At 60.8% G+C, this 19,266-nt stretch carries 20 protein-coding genes; 16 read left to right on the top strand and 4 right to left on the bottom strand.

All coding sequences use genetic code 11. The features are described 5' to 3' along the window. Positions 1 to 47 precede the first annotated feature (47 nt). Entirely contained in the window at positions 48 to 269 is a 222-nt protein-coding gene (locus P0N66_RS04115) for a hypothetical protein (RefSeq protein WP_275802726.1), read from the top strand. Positions 270 to 286: 17 nt separating this feature from the next. Continuing rightward, positions 287 to 3,004, top strand: coding sequence for a cation-transporting P-type ATPase (locus P0N66_RS04120; RefSeq protein WP_275802727.1), 2,718 nt, complete (start codon positions 287 to 289; stop codon positions 3,002 to 3,004). Between the two features lie 48 nt (positions 3,005 to 3,052). Here the strand turns inward: P0N66_RS04120 and P0N66_RS04125 are convergent, their stop codons facing one another. The 3 genes from P0N66_RS04125 to P0N66_RS04135 all read right to left on the bottom strand — a co-directional run bounded on the left by P0N66_RS04125 (position 3,053) and on the right by P0N66_RS04135 (position 4,526). Continuing rightward, positions 3,053 to 3,529, bottom strand: a complete 477-nt coding sequence (locus P0N66_RS04125) for a hypothetical protein (RefSeq protein WP_275802728.1) — start codon at positions 3,527 to 3,529, stop codon at positions 3,053 to 3,055. 42 nt (positions 3,530 to 3,571) lie between these two features. Beyond that, the gene (locus P0N66_RS04130) at positions 3,572 to 3,877 is read right to left on the bottom strand and encodes a P-II family nitrogen regulator (protein ID WP_275802729.1); all 306 of its coding nucleotides are present in this window, start codon (positions 3,875 to 3,877) and stop codon (positions 3,572 to 3,574) included. 145 nt (positions 3,878 to 4,022) lie between these two features. Further along, entirely contained in the window at positions 4,023 to 4,526 is a 504-nt protein-coding gene (locus P0N66_RS04135) for a GNAT family N-acetyltransferase (RefSeq protein WP_275802730.1), read from the bottom strand. 552 nt (positions 4,527 to 5,078) lie between these two features. On the opposite strand from P0N66_RS04135, the gene P0N66_RS04140 reads away from it, so the two are divergent. From P0N66_RS04140 to htpX, 4 genes are all read left to right on the top strand, one after another. Beyond that, entirely contained in the window at positions 5,079 to 5,474 is a 396-nt protein-coding gene (locus tag P0N66_RS04140; RefSeq protein WP_275802731.1) for a DNA-binding protein, read from the top strand. Then, positions 5,471 to 6,640, top strand: a complete 1,170-nt coding sequence (locus tag P0N66_RS04145) for an ABC transporter permease (RefSeq protein WP_275802732.1) — start codon at positions 5,471 to 5,473, stop codon at positions 6,638 to 6,640. The genes P0N66_RS04140 and P0N66_RS04145 overlap by 4 nt, the downstream gene beginning before the upstream one ends. 167 nt (positions 6,641 to 6,807) lie before the next feature. Continuing rightward, complete coding sequence (locus P0N66_RS04150) at positions 6,808 to 7,464, top strand: ABC transporter ATP-binding protein (protein WP_275802733.1); 657 nt, start codon at positions 6,808 to 6,810, stop codon at positions 7,462 to 7,464. Between the two features lie 72 nt (positions 7,465 to 7,536). Beyond that, positions 7,537 to 8,424 carry a protease HtpX gene (gene htpX, locus P0N66_RS04155; protein WP_275802734.1) on the top strand — a complete coding sequence of 296 codons (888 nt, stop codon included), beginning with the start codon at positions 7,537 to 7,539 and terminating at the stop codon, positions 8,422 to 8,424. 18 nt (positions 8,425 to 8,442) lie between these two features. On the opposite strand, the gene P0N66_RS04160 is transcribed toward htpX, so the two are convergent. Further along, positions 8,443 to 9,279 (bottom strand): ion transporter, encoded by an 837-nt coding sequence (locus tag P0N66_RS04160; RefSeq protein WP_275802735.1) that lies wholly within the window; start codon positions 9,277 to 9,279, stop codon positions 8,443 to 8,445. Between the two features lie 146 nt (positions 9,280 to 9,425). Here P0N66_RS04160 and corA point away from each other — a divergent pair, with 146 nt between their 5' ends. From corA to P0N66_RS04210, 10 genes are all read left to right on the top strand, one after another. Then, positions 9,426 to 10,565, top strand: coding sequence for a magnesium/cobalt transporter CorA (corA, locus tag P0N66_RS04165; RefSeq protein WP_275802736.1), 1,140 nt, complete (start codon positions 9,426 to 9,428; stop codon positions 10,563 to 10,565). Positions 10,566 to 10,612: 47 nt separating this feature from the next. Continuing rightward, positions 10,613 to 11,584 carry a thioredoxin-disulfide reductase gene (gene trxB / locus P0N66_RS04170; RefSeq protein ID WP_275802737.1) on the top strand — a complete coding sequence of 324 codons (972 nt, stop codon included), beginning with the start codon at positions 10,613 to 10,615 and terminating at the stop codon, positions 11,582 to 11,584. Then, on the top strand, positions 11,581 to 12,762 hold the full coding sequence (locus P0N66_RS04175; RefSeq protein WP_275802738.1) for an SPL family radical SAM protein: 1,182 nt from the start codon (positions 11,581 to 11,583) through the stop codon (positions 12,760 to 12,762). Before trxB ends, P0N66_RS04175 begins: the two co-directional genes overlap by 4 nt. Positions 12,763 to 12,858: 96 nt before the next feature. After that, on the top strand, positions 12,859 to 13,266 hold the full coding sequence (locus tag P0N66_RS04180; protein WP_275802739.1) for a single-stranded DNA-binding protein: 408 nt from the start codon (positions 12,859 to 12,861) through the stop codon (positions 13,264 to 13,266). A gap of 85 nt (positions 13,267 to 13,351) precedes the next feature. After that, positions 13,352 to 13,912, top strand: coding sequence for a DUF2796 domain-containing protein (locus P0N66_RS04185; protein ID WP_275802740.1), 561 nt, complete (start codon positions 13,352 to 13,354; stop codon positions 13,910 to 13,912). An 84-nt stretch (positions 13,913 to 13,996) separates the two neighbouring features. Next, a complete protein-coding gene (locus P0N66_RS04190) occupies positions 13,997 to 14,731 on the top strand; it encodes an ABC transporter ATP-binding protein (RefSeq protein ID WP_275802741.1) in 735 nt (244 codons plus the stop codon). After that, on the top strand, positions 14,728 to 15,990 hold the full coding sequence (locus P0N66_RS04195; protein WP_431190009.1) for an ABC transporter permease: 1,263 nt from the start codon (positions 14,728 to 14,730) through the stop codon (positions 15,988 to 15,990). The genes P0N66_RS04190 and P0N66_RS04195 overlap by 4 nt, the downstream gene beginning before the upstream one ends. Positions 15,991 to 16,130: 140 nt before the next feature. Next, the gene (locus tag P0N66_RS04200) at positions 16,131 to 16,898 is read left to right on the top strand and encodes a DUF3299 domain-containing protein (protein WP_275802743.1); all 768 of its coding nucleotides are present in this window, start codon (positions 16,131 to 16,133) and stop codon (positions 16,896 to 16,898) included. 7 nt (positions 16,899 to 16,905) lie between these two features. Then, positions 16,906 to 18,351, top strand: coding sequence for a radical SAM family protein (locus P0N66_RS04205; protein ID WP_275802744.1), 1,446 nt, complete (start codon positions 16,906 to 16,908; stop codon positions 18,349 to 18,351). Next, the gene (locus P0N66_RS04210; RefSeq protein ID WP_275802745.1) at positions 18,348 to 19,259 is read left to right on the top strand and encodes a cation diffusion facilitator family transporter; all 912 of its coding nucleotides are present in this window, start codon (positions 18,348 to 18,350) and stop codon (positions 19,257 to 19,259) included. The genes P0N66_RS04205 and P0N66_RS04210 overlap by 4 nt, the downstream gene beginning before the upstream one ends. The last annotated feature ends 7 nt before the right edge of the window (positions 19,260 to 19,266 follow it).

Raw genomic sequence — 19,266 nt, forward strand, 5'->3', positions numbered from 1 at the left:
GCGACGCCGACAACTTTCAACTTTTGTCCTTGGAGCTAAAGCCTATTATGACGAGCCTGCAGGTTACTTTTTTCACCCCCTACCCATTCTCCCAGGGGCAGAAAATCCGGATCACCGCCGGCCCTCGCCGGGGCGACTGGGAGGTCATGGAAATCACCGAACATAAAATAACTTTGCGCTGCCCGGTCTCAGGACGCCTGTTCAACTGGGACCGCTTCTGCTACTTCGCTGAAGACCACGCCGAAGAGACCTGGCCTCAGCAGGATTAACCAGAGCAGGAGGTTCTATGCCGGAACAAAGCAAAGTCACCGACCAGCCATGGCACGCCTTGGCCCCGGAACAGGTTATCGGGCAATTGACCGCCGACCAGGAAAAGGGCCTGCCGACTGAGGAAATCAAGCGCCGCCTGGAACGCTTCGGCCCCAACCAGCTGCCGCAGCCGGAAAGAACCGGGCCGCTTAAGCGTTTCCTGCTGCAGTTCCACAACGTGCTGATCTATGTCCTCATCGTCGCCGCCGCCGGCACCGCCTTTTTGCAGCACTGGGTGGATACCGGAGTGATCCTCGGGGTGGTGCTGATCAACGCCATCATCGGTTTTATCCAGGAAGGCAAGGCGGAAGAGGCCCTGGATGCCATCCGCAACATGCTCTCGCCCAAGGCGCTGGCCCTGCGCGATGGCCAGCGCCGCACGGTACCGGCCGAAGATCTGGTGCCCGGCGACATCGTCTTCCTCCAGGCCGGCGACCGGGTGCCCGCCGACCTGCGCCTGCTGCGCGCCCACAACCTGCGCATCGACGAGGCGGTACTCACCGGTGAATCGGTGGCGGCGGACAAGGGGACGGAAGCGGTGGCCAAAGAGGCCGACCTGGGCGACCGGATGGGCATGGCCTTTTCCGGCACCCTGGTGGCCTTCGGCCAGGGTCGCGGGGTGGTGGTGGGCACCGGCGCTGATACCCAGATCGGTCGGATTTCGACCATGCTGGGCGAGGTGGAAACCCTCACCACGCCGCTGCTGCGTGATATCGCGGTGTTCGGCCGCTGGCTGTCGGCGGCCATCGTGGGGCTGGCCGCCGTCACCTTCGCCTTCGGCTACTGGGTGCGCGATTACGACATCATGGAGACCTTCCTGGCGACGGTCAGCCTGGCCGTCGCCGCCATCCCCGAGGGTCTGCCGGCCATCATGACCATCACCCTGGCCATCGGGGTGCAGCGCATGGCGGCCCGCAACGCCATCATCCGCCGCCTGCCGGCGGTGGAAACCCTGGGCTCGGTGACCACCATCTGCTCGGACAAGACCGGCACCCTGACCCGCAACGAAATGACCGTCAAATCCATGGTAACCGCCGAGCACACCTTCGAGATCGGCGGCGTCGGCTACGAACCCCACGGCGGTTTTTCCCTGGATGGCCAGGATGTCGACCCGGACGAGCAGCCGGTGCTGGCCGAGGCCCTGCGCGGCATCCTGCTCTGTAACGACGCCGAACTGCACCAGCGGGAGGGACAATGGGTGCTGGAGGGCGACCCCACCGAGGGCTCCCTGGTCACCGCCGCCCGCAAGGCGGGGCTGGACCAGCGGAAGACCAATGCAACCTACAGCCGGGATGACGTGATCCCCTTCGAATCATCCTACAAATTCATGGCCACCCTGCACCACCACCACGAGAACAACCACCGTTTTATCTTCCTCAAGGGGGCGCCGGAGCGGGTGCTGGCCGTCTGCGACAAGGAGCGCACCGTAGACGGTGACCGGGAAATAGACACCGACCGCTGGCAGCAACAGATGGATGAAATCGCCGCCCGCGGCCAGCGGCTGCTGGCGGTGGCGGTCAAGGAGGTGGCGGCGGACAAGAACACCCTGGAATTTCCGGACATCGAGGACGGCGGGCTCACCATGCTGGCGCTGTGCGGCATCATCGACCCACCTCGGGACGAGGCCATCGAGGCGGTACGCCTGTGCCAGGGAGCCGGCATAAGGGTGAAGATGATCACCGGCGATCACGGGGTTACCGCCCGGGCCATCGCCGACGCATTGGGCATTGCCACCGCCGGCGGGGTAATCACCGGCCAGCAGCTGGAGCAGATGTCCGACGCGGAGATGGAGCAGGCGGTGCGCGAGGTGGATGTCTTCGCCCGCGCCACCCCTGAGCACAAGCTGCGCCTGGTGCGCGCCATCCAGGCCAACCGGCAGGTGGTGGCCATGACCGGCGACGGGGTCAACGACGCCCCGGCCTTAAAGCGCGCCGACGTGGGGGTCGCCATGGGCATCAAGGGCACCGAGGCCACCAAGGAGGTGGCCGAGATGGTGCTGGCCGACGACAACTTCGCCTCCATCGCCCACGCCGTAGAGGAAGGCCGAACGGTCTACGACAATTTGCGCAAGGCCATCCTGTTTTTACTGCCCACCAACGGCGGCCAGGCCTTCACCATCGTCGCCGCCATCCTGCTGGGCCTGACCCTGCCACTGACCCCGGTGCAGGTGCTGTGGGTGAACATGGTCACCGCCGTCACCCTGGCTTTGGCCCTGGCCTTCGAGCCCACCGAACCCGGCGCCATGGAGCGCCCCCCGCGCCCACCGGAAACCCCCATACTATCGGGTTTTCTGATCTGGCGGGTGGCCTTTGTTTCGGTGCTGCTGGTGGCCGGCACCTTCGGGCATTTTCTGTGGCTGGAGCAGCAGCAGGTGTCGGTGGAGTTCGCCCGCACCGTGGCCATCAATACCCTGGTGATGGGCCAGCTCTTCTATCTCTTCAACAGCCGCTACATCCTGGAGCCGGTGTTCAACCGCGCCGGGCTGCTGGGCAGCCGGGCGGTGCTCATCGCCATCGGCGTGCTGATCGTCCTGCAGGGGCTTTTCACCTACGCCCCGCCGCTCCAGTTCCTGTTCGGCACCGCCCCCATCGGGCTTAGCGACTGGGGCCGCATCCTGGCCTTCGGACTGCTGCTGTTCGTGCTGGTGGAGGTGGAAAAGGCTTTCCTCAAGCGCCGGGTGCAGGCCCATCACTAAAGATCCGCCGACAGGGCTTCAAAAAAGAGGAGACCGGGGAGACCGGCTTCAAACGCCGTAAAAAACGGCCAGGATAACAATAAATAAGGAAAGACCGGCCAGCATGAAAAGAGGCACCAGGGCCTCTTTCACCGGATAGTTGAAGTCGGCAATATGAAGGCTGAAAGCGGCGCTGCTGGCAATAATGAACGGCAGCAGCGCCGGGAGCCCCAACAGGGACCAGACATCAACCCCCAGATCAAACCAGAACAGCACCGCCGCCAGCGACACCAGACAAATCAAAAAGGTACTCAGGGAAAAAAAGAGCTTCGCCAGCGAATACATCAGGGAGTACCAACCGAACCCCTCAAAGGCCCGGGTAATACCGGGCAGAGCGAGGGCCACCACGGTACCGATACCCAGCACCGGATAGGCCTGGTCGGAGACATACCGCCCCAGCAGATCGACAAACGGAAAAAAGTCTATCCCGTAAACAAACCGGGCGGCGACCCAGAGCAGTGTGAGAAAGGTCAGTATTTTCAGCATCCGCGCTTCAACTCCGCCGGCGATGCGGCAGGACTTTTGTATTTACAAAAAGCCCACGGCGCGATCTAGTTTATGCAAGAAAGCAAATCCCCGGCCTTTTTCCTCCAGCCGAGCGGCTTTAACCACAGCATTGAACACCGCATCGGTTTCTTCAATCCGGGTCACAATGAGGACAATTTCCTTTTCCGGCCGAATGAAACGACCGGCTAAACCAAGCTGCTGACGGATCCCGGTGCCACGGCCGAAATAAATGGTGGCCCCTTCAGCCCCGGCCGCAATCGCCGCGTCCACGACATTGTCAGCATCTCCACGCTGCACGATACAGGTAATCAGATTGGGATTGGACACGTTTCTCTCGCTGGCATGGTTTTAAAAATGACCCTATATGGCCCTCTGCCGTCCCGGCCAGTAAGGTACTATACCTCTGCAGTATCAGCTTGACCACCGGTAAAGTCAAGGAAAAAAGCCGCACGATCAGCGACATCAACATTACTTAATGCCGCAGATAATGTTCCAACGGCATGGTGTAGCGGGTTTCCGTGGCCAGTTTTTCCGCCGCAGCAAAACCGGCTTTTTCAAACACCTTTTTGGAACGCCGATTTTCCCGGTGAATGGTCGCCACAACCTGTTCCTTGCGCCACTCAAAAAAGGCATGCCGAGCCGCCTGGCGGATCGCCTGCCGCCCGTAACCCTGGCTCCAGTGGCGGCGCTCACCGATCACCACCACGATCTCCGCCTGTTCCCTTTTGGGCACCAGCCGGACAAAGCCGATGGGTCCTTCCGAGGGCAGGGTGACCAGAAAAAAGCTGCCGTTACGATTGAAATGAGGGGAATAAATTGGTAACTGCGTGCGGGACAGCAGGTTTTTTAGTTCATGGTCGATATTCTGATCTTCATTAAGATACTCCGTGATATCTTCGTCGGCCATCCACTCGGCCATTTTTTCCACGTCCTGCCGATAAACCTCGCGCCGTAACTCCACGCCCTCCTGCAACACGACTCATCTCCTTGTTCTGTTCTTGTTTTAATAGTAACTATCCAGCTCATTCTGGCACGTAACTGTTCAGCAGTGCCCCAGGTTGCGGCGACCAGGTCGGCGTAGCGTACATCAGGTACTCAAGCCGACCTGATCGCCGCAAGATGGGGTGCTGCTTGACAGTTACTTTTAATCAAATAATCCCGTCGCCAGAACGGCGGTAAAAGTCGGGCAGGGTAAAGGCTTACTCTTCCTTTGTCAAGGGGACCAGTCCGCCGAAAAACTTGCAACTTGCGCGGCCATCACTTAGTTTGCAACTCGTTGCGACGGCCACCCACAACCGCTACCACAAATTTCTGGAATATGGCGACGCCGAGAATTATCGCCGCAAGCTGGAAGAAATACGGCGAGATTTCGAAGATCTCGAGTAATGACCAATCGTTGCCTTCTGCCACATTGTACGATCTTTCCGGGAACAATTATGTTTACATTATGTCTCCATCTTGGCAGCCCCGACAGCCCTCTGTCATCAGGCGTATAACTCAACAACTGCAAAATCCGGAGAACCTGCGCATGCTAACACAAACATCAAACAGGACGATCAAACTGCTTGTCCCATTAAAGCTGTTAAGCCTACTGTTTTTCGTCCTGCTGCTAAGCGGCTGCGGCAAGGACACCTATGGTGAGGGGATTGACCCCAACGCCCCTCGGGTGGCGGTGCAGGATATTTTCCTGCAACCGCAACTGCTGAACCAGAAAGTTACGGTGCAGGGCACGGTCTATACCCAGTGTGAATCAAACGGCTGCTGGTTCGTCCTCCAGGATGACACCGCCCAGATTTATATCGATCTTTCCACCAACAACTTCGAGTTGCCGCCCATGCCCGGCCGCCGGGTGCAGGCCACCGGCACCGTCACCACCTTCCAGAACAACCTGCTGTTGATTGCGCAAGGGGTGGAGACCATATGAGCGGCATGTTGAAACTATCCGTCCAGAACCTGCTGCGCCACCGGACCCGCAGTTTTTTGACCATGCTGGGGATTGCCGCCGCAGTGGGTGTGCTTTTCTCGGTCTTTTCCTTCAACCGCGGCTTTGACCAGGGGCTGGCCCGGGAGCTGCAGGCCACCGGGCTGCACTTTATGGTGGTGCCGGTGGGCTGCGCCCACGAGGTGGCGGCTCTGGTCCTGCACGGCACGGTGGTGCCCAAATATCTTGATGCCACGGTCATCGATGATGTCCGCAGCACCGACGGGGTGGAGTTTGCCACCCCCATTCTGGTGGCCCAGTTGCCCAACCCGGACCGGCACCGTATCGACCTGATTTATGGCGTGGAGATGGAAGTATTGCGGGAGATCAAGCCCGACTGGCAGATCACCGGCGAGATTCCCACCGCCCCCCATGAAATGCTGATGGGCTACGACGTGGCCGAACACGCCGGGTTGACGCTGGGTGACGAGTTTCGTTACCCAGCCGTCGATGAAACCTTCGTCGTCACCGGCATCATCGGCCGCACCAACAGCCAGGACGACGCCTTTGTCTATCTCGATATCGCCACCGCCCAGCGGCTGATGGACAACCCCGACGGAGCCACCGCCATCGGGGTCAAGGTGGCCAGCCCCGAACGGATGGGTTCCATCATCAGCGAACTGGAAGAGGCGGTGCCCGGCATCCAGACCGTCACCATGAGCCAGGTAATGAACTCGGTGGCCAACGTGGCCGCCTCGGCCAAGTCCCTGAGCCTGGCCATCGCCCTGGTGGCGCTGGTGATCGGCGCGGTGGGGGTGATGAACTCGATTCTCATGGCAGTTTTTGAACGCTCCCAGGAAATCGGCATGATGCGGGCCATCGGAGCTTCGCGCTGGAACATTTTCCAGATCATCCTGAAAGAGACCACCATCCTCACCATGGTCGGCGGGGCGGCGGGCATTGCCCTTGCCACCGTGGGCGCCAGGTTGATTGAAAACTACGTACGCCGGATCATGCCCTATGTGCCCGGCGGCGACATGCTGAGCTTCGATCCGCTGCTGGCCCTGGCCTGTGTGGGTTTCGCCCTGGTGGTGGGGGTCGGCGCCGGGCTCTATCCGGCCTGGAAGGCCTCCCGAATCAACCCCATAGAAGCCATCAAAGGCTCGTAAACGGGCAGCAGCACCGCACCTTGCGGCGATCGGACCGACTTGCGTACCGGTGTACGCGGCGCCGGTCCGCTTGCCGCAATCTGCGGCACTGCTGCCCGTTTACGGACGGTCGGACGGCTTAACAGCAAGTTTGTTGGAGCACGGAAATTTAGGCAAGGAATATAAAAATGATCAAGCTGAAAAATGTGGAGAAGAAATACCGGCGGGGGGCCGAGGAGGTGCGGGCCCTGCGCGGGATTGATCTGGAGATCCAGGCCGGGGAATTTGCTTCGGTGATCGGTCCTTCCGGGGCCGGCAAGACCACCCTATTGCATATCCTGGGTTGCCTGGACCTGCCCAGCAGCGGTGAGTTGCATTTCGATGGGCTGCGGGTGGACCGGATGCGGGAATCGGAACTGGTGACCTTGCGCCGCAACAAAATAGGTTTTATATTTCAGCAGTTCTATCTGATCCCTGGGCTGAGCGTGGTGGACAACATCGCCCTGCCGCTGCTGTTCAGCAAAAACAAGCCGGCACCGGGGCGGATCGAGGAGTTGGCCCGCCAGGTGGGCCTTAGTGATCGACTGCACCATGTGCCGGCCCAGCTCAGTGGCGGCGAGATGCAGCGCACCGCCATCGCCCGGGCCCTGGTCAACGACCCGGAGGTGATCCTGGCCGACGAGCCCACCGGCAATCTCGATTCGGCCAACAGTGAGAAAATTTTTGATATTTTGCATAAACTGCACCAAAACGGGCTGACGGTGATTATGATCACCCACAACCCGGAGCTGGCCGGCCGGGCCGGCCGGACCATCAGCATCAAAGACGGTATAATCGAACAGTAATTTTTTATTTTTGCGTTACCGACCAACACGTTTGGCGGTTTTTTGCGAAGCCATCAATTTGGAGGAAGCAGCATGAAAAGGATCGCACTCTTTATCGCCACCAACCTGGCCATTGTTCTGGTGCTCAGTGTTGTGCTGAGCCTGTTGGGGGTGGGTCGGATCCTGGATGAGTCCGGGGTTGGGCTGGATATGCGCAACCTGATCATCTTCGCCGCCGTGTTTGGCTTTGGCGGCTCCTTTATCTCTTTAGCCATCTCCAAGTGGACCGCCAAGCGAATGACCGGGGCTAAGGTGATTACCTCGCCGCGCAACGAAGCCGAGGCCTGGCTGGTGGAAACGGTGAAAAATCAGGCCCGGGTGGCCGGTATCGGCATGCCGGAAGTGGCCATTTACGATGCCCCGGACGTCAACGCCTTTGCCACCGGCGCCCGCCGGGACAACGCCCTGGTGGCGGTGAGCACCGGTTTACTCAGAAGCATGAACCGGGACGAGGCGGAGGCGGTGCTGGCCCACGAGGTAAGCCACGTGGCCAACGGCGACATGATCACCCTGGCGCTGATCCAGGGGGTGGTCAACACCTTTGTTATTGTCGCCTCCCGGGTGGTGGGCCACCTGGTGGACCGGGTGGTATTCAAGACCGAAAGCGGCCATGGCCCGGCCTTTTACATCACCTCGATTCTGGCCCAGGTGGTGTTCGGTATCCTGGCCAGCACCATCGTCTTCTGGTTCAGCCGCCAGCGTGAATTCCGAGCCGATCATGGCGGCGCAAGGCTAGCCGGCCGCGAGAAGATGGTGGCAGCGCTGGAGAAACTCAAACGCGGCGTGGACCAGCCCCACCTGCCCGACCAGATGGCGGCCTTCGGTATTTCCGGTGGCGTCGGCCAGGGCCTCAAGCGCCTGTTCATGACTCATCCGCCCCTGGAGGAGCGCATTGCGGCCCTGAAACGCGGCCAGATGTAAGCGCCCGGCCCGCCGCCGTCAGCGCGGTTGCGCCAGAATGGCCTTAAGCTCTCGAATTTCATCCCGCAGTTTATCGATGTCCCGGTGCAGGGCCGACTCCTTTTCCTCGGCCAGGGCTTCGATTTCGTGCATCTGTTCGGCCCGGGCGTCCTGGGCCTGACTCTGCATGGCCTCAACGATAACGGCGATGAAGAGATTGAGGATGGTGAAGGTGGCCACCATGATAAAGGGCACGAAGAAGAGCCAGGCGTAAGGAAATTCGGTGAGCACCGGCCGGACAATCCCCATGGACCAGCTTTCCAGGGTCATGATCTGAAACAGGGTGTACATGGAGGCGCCGATGGAGCCGAACCATTCCGGGAATAACTCGCCGAACAGCTTGGTGCTCATCACCGCCGCCACGTAAAAGATCAGTAGCAGCAGGGCAACGATGGAGCTTAAGCCGGGAATGGCTTGCAGCAAAGCGGAAACCACCTTGCGCATCCGGGGCGAAGCCGAAACCAGCCTTAATATTCGCAGCACCCGCAGGCTGCGCAACACCGAGAAGGCGCCGGTGGCCGGCACCAGGGCGATCCCCACCACGATAAAGTCGAAAACCCGCCAGGGTTCGCGGAAAAAGCGCCCCGGCCCCATGGCGATCATGGCCAGGCTCAACTCAACCACGAAGATGCCCAGGCACAGCCGGTCCAGGGTATACAGCAGTTCACCGTAGGGGTCGTTGACCTGGGGAACCGTCTCCAACCCCAGGATCACCGCGTTGATGATGATCACCGCGATCACCGCCTGCTGCACCGAACGCTGTTCGATCCACTGGTAAAGTCGCTCCCGCCAGCCGGAATCCACCTGTGCCACCATTTTCACACCCCTTGTTTGTCCGTAAGTCCCACCACGCCACCAGGCCGGCAAATCCGGCCAGGGCGATCTGCAAACCTTCAGCAGCGGGCTACTTTACGACAGTTTGGGCTTGCTTGCAGCAGTTAAATGATGGTATCCAGTTAGCCATGATCCGTCTCAGCAAAATCGAAGTGCCCGGACTGAAGCAAACGGCCGGCATCATCTCCCGGATTTTGGGTAACGCCCCGCTCAAGGCCGGGCTGCCGCCGGGTACCACCATCCATGTCGGCGAACGCAAGACCGAGCAGGTAACCATCAGCCTCCTGGATTACGACCGCGAAGGCTGCCGCACGGTGGCCGTGGAAGCGGTCGAGGAATGCGGCATCTACCGGGATCGCCCCGGCATTACCTGGATCAACGTCGACGGTTTGCACCAGGTGGATGTCATCGAAAAGATCTGCGCCTGTTTCAAACTGCACCCGCTCACGGTGGAAGATATCTGCAACACCACCCAGCGCCCCAAGCTGGATATTTTCGATGACTACCTGTTCCTGGTGGTCAGGATGCAGACCTACAATCCGGCCAACCGCAGCCTGGAAGCCGACCAGGTCAGCCTGATCCTGGGCGAAAATTTTCTCTTGAGTTTCCGGGAAAAGCCCTCCGAAATATTCAATGGCGTTCGGGGCCGGATCATCGGCGGCAAGGGCAAAATCCGTACCATGGGGCCGGATTACCTGGCCTACGCCCTGCTGGACGCGGTGGTGGACGATTATTTCCAGGCCCTGGAGCATTTGGGCGAAGAGATAGAAAACCTGGAAGAAGAGGTGATCAACGCCCCGCAACGGGAAACGGTGGAAAAAATTCACCGGCTCAAAAGGGAGCTGATCCTGCTGCGCAAATCGGTCTGGCCCCTGCGGGAGGTGCTCAACAGCCTGCTGCGCCACGATGAAACCGGCCTGGTCAGCGGCGACATTGCCATTTACTTGAAAGATCTGTACGACCACACCATCCAGGTGATTGATACGGTGGAAACATACCGGGACCTCACCGCCGGCCTGCTGGATATCTACCTCAGCAGCCTGAGCAACCGGATGAACGAGACCATGAAGGTGCTGACCATGTTCGCCACCATCTTCATTCCCCTGACCTTCGTCGCCGGAGTTTACGGCATGAACTTCGACCCGGAAGCCAGCCCCTGGAATATGCCGGAGCTGAGCTGGCCGCTGGGTTATCCCCTGGCCCTGGCGTTGATGGCCGTTGTGGCCGGGGGCATGCTGTTTTATTTCCGACGTAAAAACTGGCTGTAGACAAAAACCGCCAAACCTTAAACCCTGTTCCCAAGCTGGTGATTACCATGCCCTGTCCGCTACCCGAGAAAGAAACCGGCAATATTCACATCCACGACCTGATCATCATCGGCGGCGGCCCCGGTGGGCTGACCGCCGGCATCTACGCCCAGCGGGCGGCCCTTGATACCCTGCTGCTTGAAAAGGGCCTTCCCGGTGGGCAGATGAACAACACCGATATGGTGGAAAACTGGCCGGGTATTGAATCCATCAGCGGCGCCGAACTCTCCACCGCCATGGCCGACCATGTCCGCTCTTACGGCCTGGAGATCCAGCAGCAGGAGGTACGGCAAATCGAACCCTGCCTGGGCCACCATCTGGTGCATCTGGCCGACGACCGCAAGCTGGCCGCCTATGCCCTGATCATCGCTGCCGGCGGCAGCCCCCGCAAGCTGGGGGTGCCCGGCGAGGATGCAAACTACGGCAAAGGGGTCTCTTACTGCGCGGTCTGCGACGGTTTTTTCTTCCGCAACAAGACCGTGGTGGTGGTGGGCGGCGGCGACAGCGCCCTGGAGGAAGCCCTTTACCTGGCCAAAATCGCCGCCAAGGTTTACCTGGTGCACCGTCGCGAGGAATTCCGGGGCGGGATGATCCTGCAAAAAAGGGTAAAGGCGGAAAAAAACATCGAACTCCACCTGAATGCCGTGGTGACCGCCATTCAAAGCGACCGGCAGGGAGTTACCGGAGTGGCCCTGGAAGATACGACCAGCGGTGAACAGAGAGAACTGGCCTGCGACGGAGTTTTTATCTTTATCGGCTTTATGCCGGACAACTCCCTGGTGCCCGCCGGCACCAAGATGAACGCCGACGGCTTCGTGGTCACCGATGAAAAATGCGAAACCAGGCTGCCCGGCATTTTCGTGGTGGGCGACCTGCGGGAAAAATACGTTAAGCAGATCATCACCGCCGCCGCCGACGGCTGCATCGCCGCCCAGGCCGCCGCCCGCCATGTGGAAAACCGCAAAGGCGACGGCCAGTGAGCAATAATGAGCACCGCCGAGCTGCCGCCATAGGCGGTCACGGCTCCCCCCGTGACCGCCTGCAGGATCCCAGCCGCCGGCTATCCTCACTGTTGGTGGAGGAATCCTGCCTTGACCTGCCCCTGACCCGGGAAATTCTGGCACGAGCCGGCGACCTGCCGCTTACCGTGATCCCCGACGGCGGCGAACCGGCACCCGACCTTGCCCCATACCCCCAGAGTCTTACCCAGGGCAAACGCCTGCTGCACCTGGGTCGCAACCGGGGCCGTTTTTTAAAACCCTGCCCCGCCACCCGCAACTACCGCTGCTGCGACTACCAGGTGCTCAACATCGGGGCGGGCTGCCCCATGGACTGTGCCTACTGCATTCTCCAAGCCTATCTCAACAACCCCTGGCTGAGCTTTTACGTCAATATCGATGATTTGTTCCATGAGCTGGACCAAGCCCTGGCCGCCAAACCCGGACAAATTTTCCGCATCGGCACCGGTGAGTTCACCGACAGCATGGCCTTGGACCGGCTCACCGGCTTGAGCGCCCGGCTGATCAAATACATGGCGGACAAGCCCAACGCGGTGCTGGAACTGAAATCGAAGGCGGTGGTGCTGGACCACTTGCCGCCCACCGGCCACCGGGGCCGCACCATCATGGCCTGGTCGCTGAACAGCACCGAGGTAATGCACAAACTGGAGTTGCATACCGCAGATCTCGACACCCGCCTCCAGGCCGCTGCCCGCTGCGCCGCCTGGGGTTACCCCCTGGCCTTTCATTTCGACCCAATAATCCATCACCCTGGTTGGGAAGAGGGCTACCGGGCCACCATCCGCCGCCTGTATCAACTGGTCCCGGCCGTCAGTATCGTCTGGATCAGCCTGGGAGCTTTTCGTTTTCTCCCCGCCCTTAAAGAAGTGATCACCAGCCGTTTCCCCAACGCCAACTTTATCCACGGGGAGTTTGTGCCGGGGCTGGACGGCAAGTTCCGTTACTTCCGCCCCCACCGCACCCGGATTTACCAAGTGCTGGTGGAGGAACTGGCCCGCCACGCCGCCAGCCACACCTGTACCTACTTCTGCATGGAAAATGACCAGGTCTGGCAGGATGTGTTCGGCTACACACCGGAGGACAAAGGCGGCCTGCCGGCCATGCTGGACGCCGCCTCCCGGACCGCCGAAAAAAATTGATAGGAGTTGACAACTCCAGCGGTAATTTCTAGAATAGCCAGGATTTTTTTACCAACCAGCCGCCAACATCCATTCAGCCAGCCAGCGAGGTGTTTCATGATCAATAAAGTTATTCTTATCGGCAATCTTGGGGCCGATCCGGAGGTCCGCTACTCTCAAAACGGTGATGCCGTTACCACCTTCCGCATCGCCACCACCGAGGTTTGGAAAAAGCAGGACGGCAGCAAAGACGAGTTGACCGAATGGCACCGGATTGTGACCTTCAAACGGCTGGCGGAGATCTGCGGAGAATATCTCTCCAAAGGCTCCCGGGTGTACATCGAAGGCCGGATCCAGACCCGCAAGTGGCAGGACAAGGACGGCAACGACCGTTACACCACGGAAATCGTCGCCCGCGAGATGAAGATGCTCTCGCCCCGGGGCGCCAGCGGGGAAAGCGGCAACCAGTTCATGGATGAACCGCCGCCGCCCGAACCGCCCATCGGTGATGATGTACCTTTTTAATCAGGAGACAGTACATTCTATGCGACCAAGAAGCGTATTGAGGCCGTCAATCACAACCTTTTTTATCCTTGCCACCTGGCTACTCATGATGCCGGCTACCGTTCCGGCGCACGAGCACCATGATCATGATCACCAACTTCACTCGGGGCATGGTGCCCATGTCCATGGGCGAGCGGAAATCAACCTGATTGTGGAAGAAACCATGCTGGTGATTGATTTGCTCAGTCCAGCCATGAACCTGGTTGGCTTCGAGCACCAGCCCCGCAACCACGAACAGCGGGCAGCCATCAAAGCGGCCAAAGAACTGCTGAGCGACGGGAAAAAGCTCTTTGCCCTGCCCGCCACGGCCCATTGCCGTCAAGTAAAGGCCGAGATCAGTTCGGATTTTGACCTCGAGCATAGCCATGAGCATAGGCATGACCATGGCCACCAGCAAGATCATGAGCCCGCCCACCATGATCATGACCACGCCGATTTTACGGGTCTGTGGGAGTTTCACTGTGAACAGCCGGCAAGCCTGACTTACATAGATTTCCGGCTGTTCGAGCATTTTCCCGCCACCCAGCGTCTCCGGATCCAGGCCATTACCCCGGCCGGCCAGACTGGGGCAGAATTGCGGCCGCAAAACGCCCGCCTGGACCTGTAAGCGCAGCGGTTGTGACGCTTTCGGGCAGGCGTTACGATCCTGTAATCATCAAATTCACTCCCAGCGAACCTAAGAAAACAGCCCATGCCCAACGCTACTCTCGACAAACCGGCCATCGACTGCCGTGATCTGCGTTTTCGCTGGTACCGGCGCGGCCCGCTGGTGCTGGACTTGCCGGAACTAAGGGTCGAGCGGGGGGAGAAGATCTTCATTGCCGGCCCCAGCGGCAGCGGCAAGACCACCCTGCTGAGCCTGCTCACCGGGGTCGGGGTCGCCGAAACCGGCCGGGTGTCGATACTGGGTCAGGACTTGGCCGCTTTAAGCGGCAGCCGGCGGGACCGTTTCCGGGCCGACCACCTGGGCTACATCTTCCAGCTTTTCAATCTGTTACCCTATCTCTCTCTGCTGGAAAACGTGCTGCTGCCCTGTCGTTTTTCCCGGCGACGACGCCTTAACGCCGGCGGCAGCCCCGGCGCCCTGGCCGCAGAAGGCCGGCGGCTGCTGGCCCATCTGGATCTGGGTGACCTAAAACTGCGGCAGCAGCCGGTGGCGGAACTCAGCGTCGGTCAGCAACAGCGGGTGGCGGCAGCCCGGGCCTTGATCGGCGGGCCCGAACTGGTGATCGCCGACGAGCCCACCTCATCACTGGACATGGACCGGCGGGAGGCTTTTGTGAAGTTGCTGTTCAACGAATGCAGCCGCCAGCAGGCCACCCTGGTCATGGTCAGCCACGATCGCAGCCTTGAACATCTCTTCGACCGCAGCATCCAACTGGGGCAAATCAACCGGGTGGAGCCGGGAATTGTGAGAGAGACATAATGGCAACCCTGATCCTGGCCTGGAAAAGTCTGCTCAACCGCCGTTATACCGTGGGGCTAACGGTGCTGGCCATCGCCCTGGCGGTGGCCCTGCTGCTGGGGGTGGAACGGCTGCGTTACGAGGCCCGCAGCGGCTTTACCGCCACCATCAGCGGTACCGACCTGATCGTCGGGGCCCGCAGCAGCCCGGTGCAACTCCTGCTTTACTCGGTTTTCCGCATGGGGGAGGCCACCAACAACATCTCCTGGCGCAGCTATCGGCAGATTGCCGATCATCCACGAGTACAGTGGACCGTTCCCCTCTCCCTTGGTGATTCCCACCGGGGCTACCCGGTGTTGGCCACCAACCAGGATTATTTTAAATATTACCGCTACGCCGACGCCCGGCCGCTGGAACTGAGCCAGGGTGAACCGTTCAGTGGTGTCTTCGAGGCGGTGCTGGGCAACGAAGTGGCCCGAGAATTGAGCTACGAACTGGGCCGGGAGATTGTTATCGCCCATGGTGCCGATGATGTCGCCTTCGTCCGCCACGACGACATGCCCTTTACGGTGAGGGGTATCCTGGCTCCCACCCGCACTGCGGTGGACCGCACCATCCATATTTCCCTGGAGGGTTTCGAGGCCATTCACCTGGGCTGGCAGGCCGGCGTTCCGCTGCCCGGCCGTCAGGTCTCCCCGGATGAGGCCCGGCAGCGGGACCTCACCCCCCGCCAGATCACCGCCTTCCTGGTGGGGCTGGACTCCCGGGCCGCCAGCTTCCAGCTCCAGCGCTACGTCAACGACTACCCCCGCGAGGCCCTGACCGCCATCCTGCCGGGGGTTGCCCTACACCAGCTCTGGGACCTGCTGGGGATGGCGGAACAGGCCCTGCTGCTGGTATCATGGTTCGTGGTGGGAGTGGGGCTGTTGGGGATGCTCAGCGCCCAACTCAGCAACCTGGAGGCCCGTCGCCGGGAGATGGCGATTTTACGGGCGGTGGGGGCCGGACCGCGTTATATTCTGCTGCTGATCTGTGGGGAAGCACTAATGCTGGCCCTGCTGGGGGCGGTGCTGGGGACGGCCCTGCTTTACGCCCTGCTGTTTTTTGCCGGCCCCCTGATCGAGGCCCGCTTCGGTCTTTTTATCGGGATTGGCGGCCTGCGACCCACGGAGTTGACCTACCTGGGCATTGTCCTGCTGGCCGGCCTGTTCAGCGGCCTGGTTCCGGCTGTTCGCGCCTATCGCCAGGCAGTGGTCAACGGCATCAACATGAGACTGTAAGTTGGCAGCAGCACCACATCTCCGGGCGATCGGCCCGGCTTGCGTACAAACGGTGCGCGGCGCCGGACCGCTTGCCCGGATCTGCGGCACTGCTGCCAACTTGTTTGATTGACCTTTTTCAAGACAGGGTTTTTATAAGAATGCGCTGGACTTTAAGTATATTTTTTGCTTTTTTGCTGACCATCGTGCTGGCCGCGCTGCTGTTTTATCCGCCAGACCGGAAGCGGGACGCCGAACAGTTCACGTCGCCGACGGATCAGACCGGGCCGCCGGTGATCAACCCGCCCCACCAGTTTGCCAACGAAGAAAAGCGGACGGCACAAGTGGAACGGGAAACAGCCAGGCCCCCGGAACCTGCGGCACCGGCCCCACCGGAAGCCGCGCCCAGGCCGCCCCTGCGTCCCGACTTTAACGACCCCGACGGCAAAGCAGTACTGACCCTGGACTGGGAAGATATGATCCCCCCGGACTGGCGGCCAGACCTCTTTTTTCAGGATTACGATATCGACCAGTTGGATGACGATGACGACCTGGCCATCGAACTGCTGGATAAACTGCAAGAAGTCTGGGCTGCCGCGCCGGTGGTGGCGGAACTGGATGGCCGCCAGGTGCGGCTGCCGGGCTTTGCCGTGCCCCTTGATGCCGAACCTGGCCGGGTGTCGGAGTTTCTCCTGGTACCCTATTTCGGCGCCTGCATCCACGTGCCACCGCCGCCGGCCAACCAGATCGTCTACGTCAAGGCCAGCCGACCCGGTGAGCTGTTCGAGCTTGACCTGTTCGACACCGTCTGGGTGCAGGGAACCATGCAGACCGCTAACTTCAGCGCCGAACTGGGAGAAGCCGGCTACACCATCATGGCCGACAAGGTGGAACCCTACCAGGACGACTCGGTAATCGTGCTGGAATAATCTTGCCATGGCCCGTCACCCAGACCATACCCCATGCCTGGTCTATGCCAACGCCAAAGGCGAGATCAAGGATCTGCCCGACCTGCTGATGGCCAGCCGCAGCGGCCATCAGTTCCGGCAGCCCCAGCTACAGGCCCTGGTTCCACTGCCGCCGGGTAGTGAGCTTTTTGTTCTGCCCCAACGCCAGCCAGTGGGTTTTACCCCGGACAGCGGCGAACCGCTGCTGCTGGAAGAGGACCCCGATGAGCCCGGCTCCCCGGCCCAGGCGGTGGCCGCCTTCATCGCCCCGGCCCACACCGCCATCCTTGGCGCCGCTTACCAGAAGGCCCCCGAATGCACCGTTACCCTGCCACTGTTTGCCTACACCGCCGTCGGCTGGTATCGTGACCGCTTCTGGGTCTGCGCCTTTCGCAGCGACCCCGACCCTCGCCAGGACTTTGCCCGCCACCGGGCCGGAGCGATCAAAAAACACACCAACCAGCGCCTGGCGGCGATGCCCAACAACCGCCTGGTTCAGCATCTGGGCAAATGCTGCCTGACCTACGGCTGTCCGGCGGCGGTCAACTACTTCATGGACAGCTTTGAGGCCCCCCTGCCCACCTCGCCGGTGTGCAACGCCCGCTGCCTGGGTTGCATTTCTCTGCAACCATCGGGCTGCTGCCCGGCCACCCAGGACCGCATCAAGTTCGTTCCCAGTCCCGGGGAAATCGCCGACATCGCGGTCGAACACCTGGAAAAGACCGGCCATGTGGTCAGCTTCGGCCAGGGCTGCGAAGGTGAACCCCTGATGCAGGCCGACACCATCGCCGCGGCCATTAAACTGATCCGCCACCGGACAAAAAAAGGCCGGATCAACTGCAACACCAACGCCGGCCGCACGACGGCCCTGGCCGATCTGGTCGACGCCGGGCTGGACGCCATCCGGGTCAGCCTCAACAGCGCCCAGGATAAATACCACCGGCTTTATTACCGGCCGGTGGATTTCGACCTGGACCAGGTCCGCAATTCCATCCGGCTGTTCAAAGCGGCGGACCGCTTTGTCTCCCTCAATTACTTTGTTCTACCCGGCTTCGCTGATGACCCGGCGGAATTTGCCGCCTTGAACGAGTTGATCAGCGACTGCCGACCGGATTTTATCCAGTTGCGCAACCTCAATATGGACCCCGACTGGTATTTGGAGGCGATTGACTTCACGCCCAGCGGGGAGGCCATGGGGATCCTGGCCTGGCGCCAGGCCCTGGCCGATCGCTTCCCGCACCTGGGTTTCGGCTACTTCAACCCGCCGCCGAATTCTTACCGGGCCAGCACCGGCAGCAGCGCCGGGCAACCCGGCAAAGAACGCCGCCGGCCGCAAAAGAAGCGCAAGAGCGCCAGTCATTCCAAACCGGAACAACCGGCGGCCGGTTGGCAAGCCACTAACGGTGGCCGGCAGCGGAAGGGAAAGCGACCATGACCGATCAGCAAAGGCAAAACGCCCGCCTGCTGCGGCTGGCGTCCCTGGCTTCGGTATGCGTGGCCACCACCCTGATCGTGGTCAAACTCGTGGCCTGGAACCTCACCGGCTCCACCAGTCTACTGGCCTCACTGGTGGACTCTCTGATGGACCTGGCGGCCTCGGCCATCAACTTCATGGCCATCCGCTACTCCCTGAAAGCCGCCGACCACGAGCACCGTTTCGGCCACGGCAAGGCGGAGTCACTGGCCGGCCTGGCCCAGGCCTCCTTTATCGCCGGCAGTGCCGTATTTCTGCTGATCTATGCCGGCAATCGGCTGCTGGATCCCCGGCCGCTGGAGAATATCGACGCCGGACTGGCGGTGATGCTTTTTTCCCTGATGCTGACCACCATGCTGGTGATCTTTCAGCGCCATGTTATCAAACGCACCGGCTCGGTGGCCATCCGCGCCGATTCGCTGCATTACCTCACCGATATACTGACCATTCTGGTCACCATGGCGGCCCTCTTTCTGGCCCGCCAGGGGCTGCTCTGGGCCGATCCCCTGCTGGCCCTGGGGATTGCCTTCTATATTCTGTACTCCGCCGGCCAGATTATCCGCGAATCACTGCGGCACCTGATGGACCAGGAACTCTCCCCGGAAATCAAGGGGCAGATCCGGTCCATTGTGCTGGCTGATCAGCGGGTGCTGGGCTTACACGACCTGCGCACCCGCCAGGCCGGACAGACCAAGTTTATCCAGTTTCACCTGGATCTTGCCACCAATCTATCCCTGAGCGAGGCCCACAACATCGGCCGGGAAGTCGCCGAAACACTAAAAAAATCCTTTCCCGGCGCCGACATCACCGTCCACCAGGATCCCATCAAGCAGCATTCCCCGCTGAACAACCAGCCCCCCGGCAAGTAACCGAAGA

The sequence above is a fragment of the Desulfurivibrio dismutans genome (assembly GCF_029210385.1).
Lineage (GTDB): Bacteria > Desulfobacterota > Desulfobulbia > Desulfobulbales > Desulfurivibrionaceae > Desulfurivibrio > Desulfurivibrio dismutans.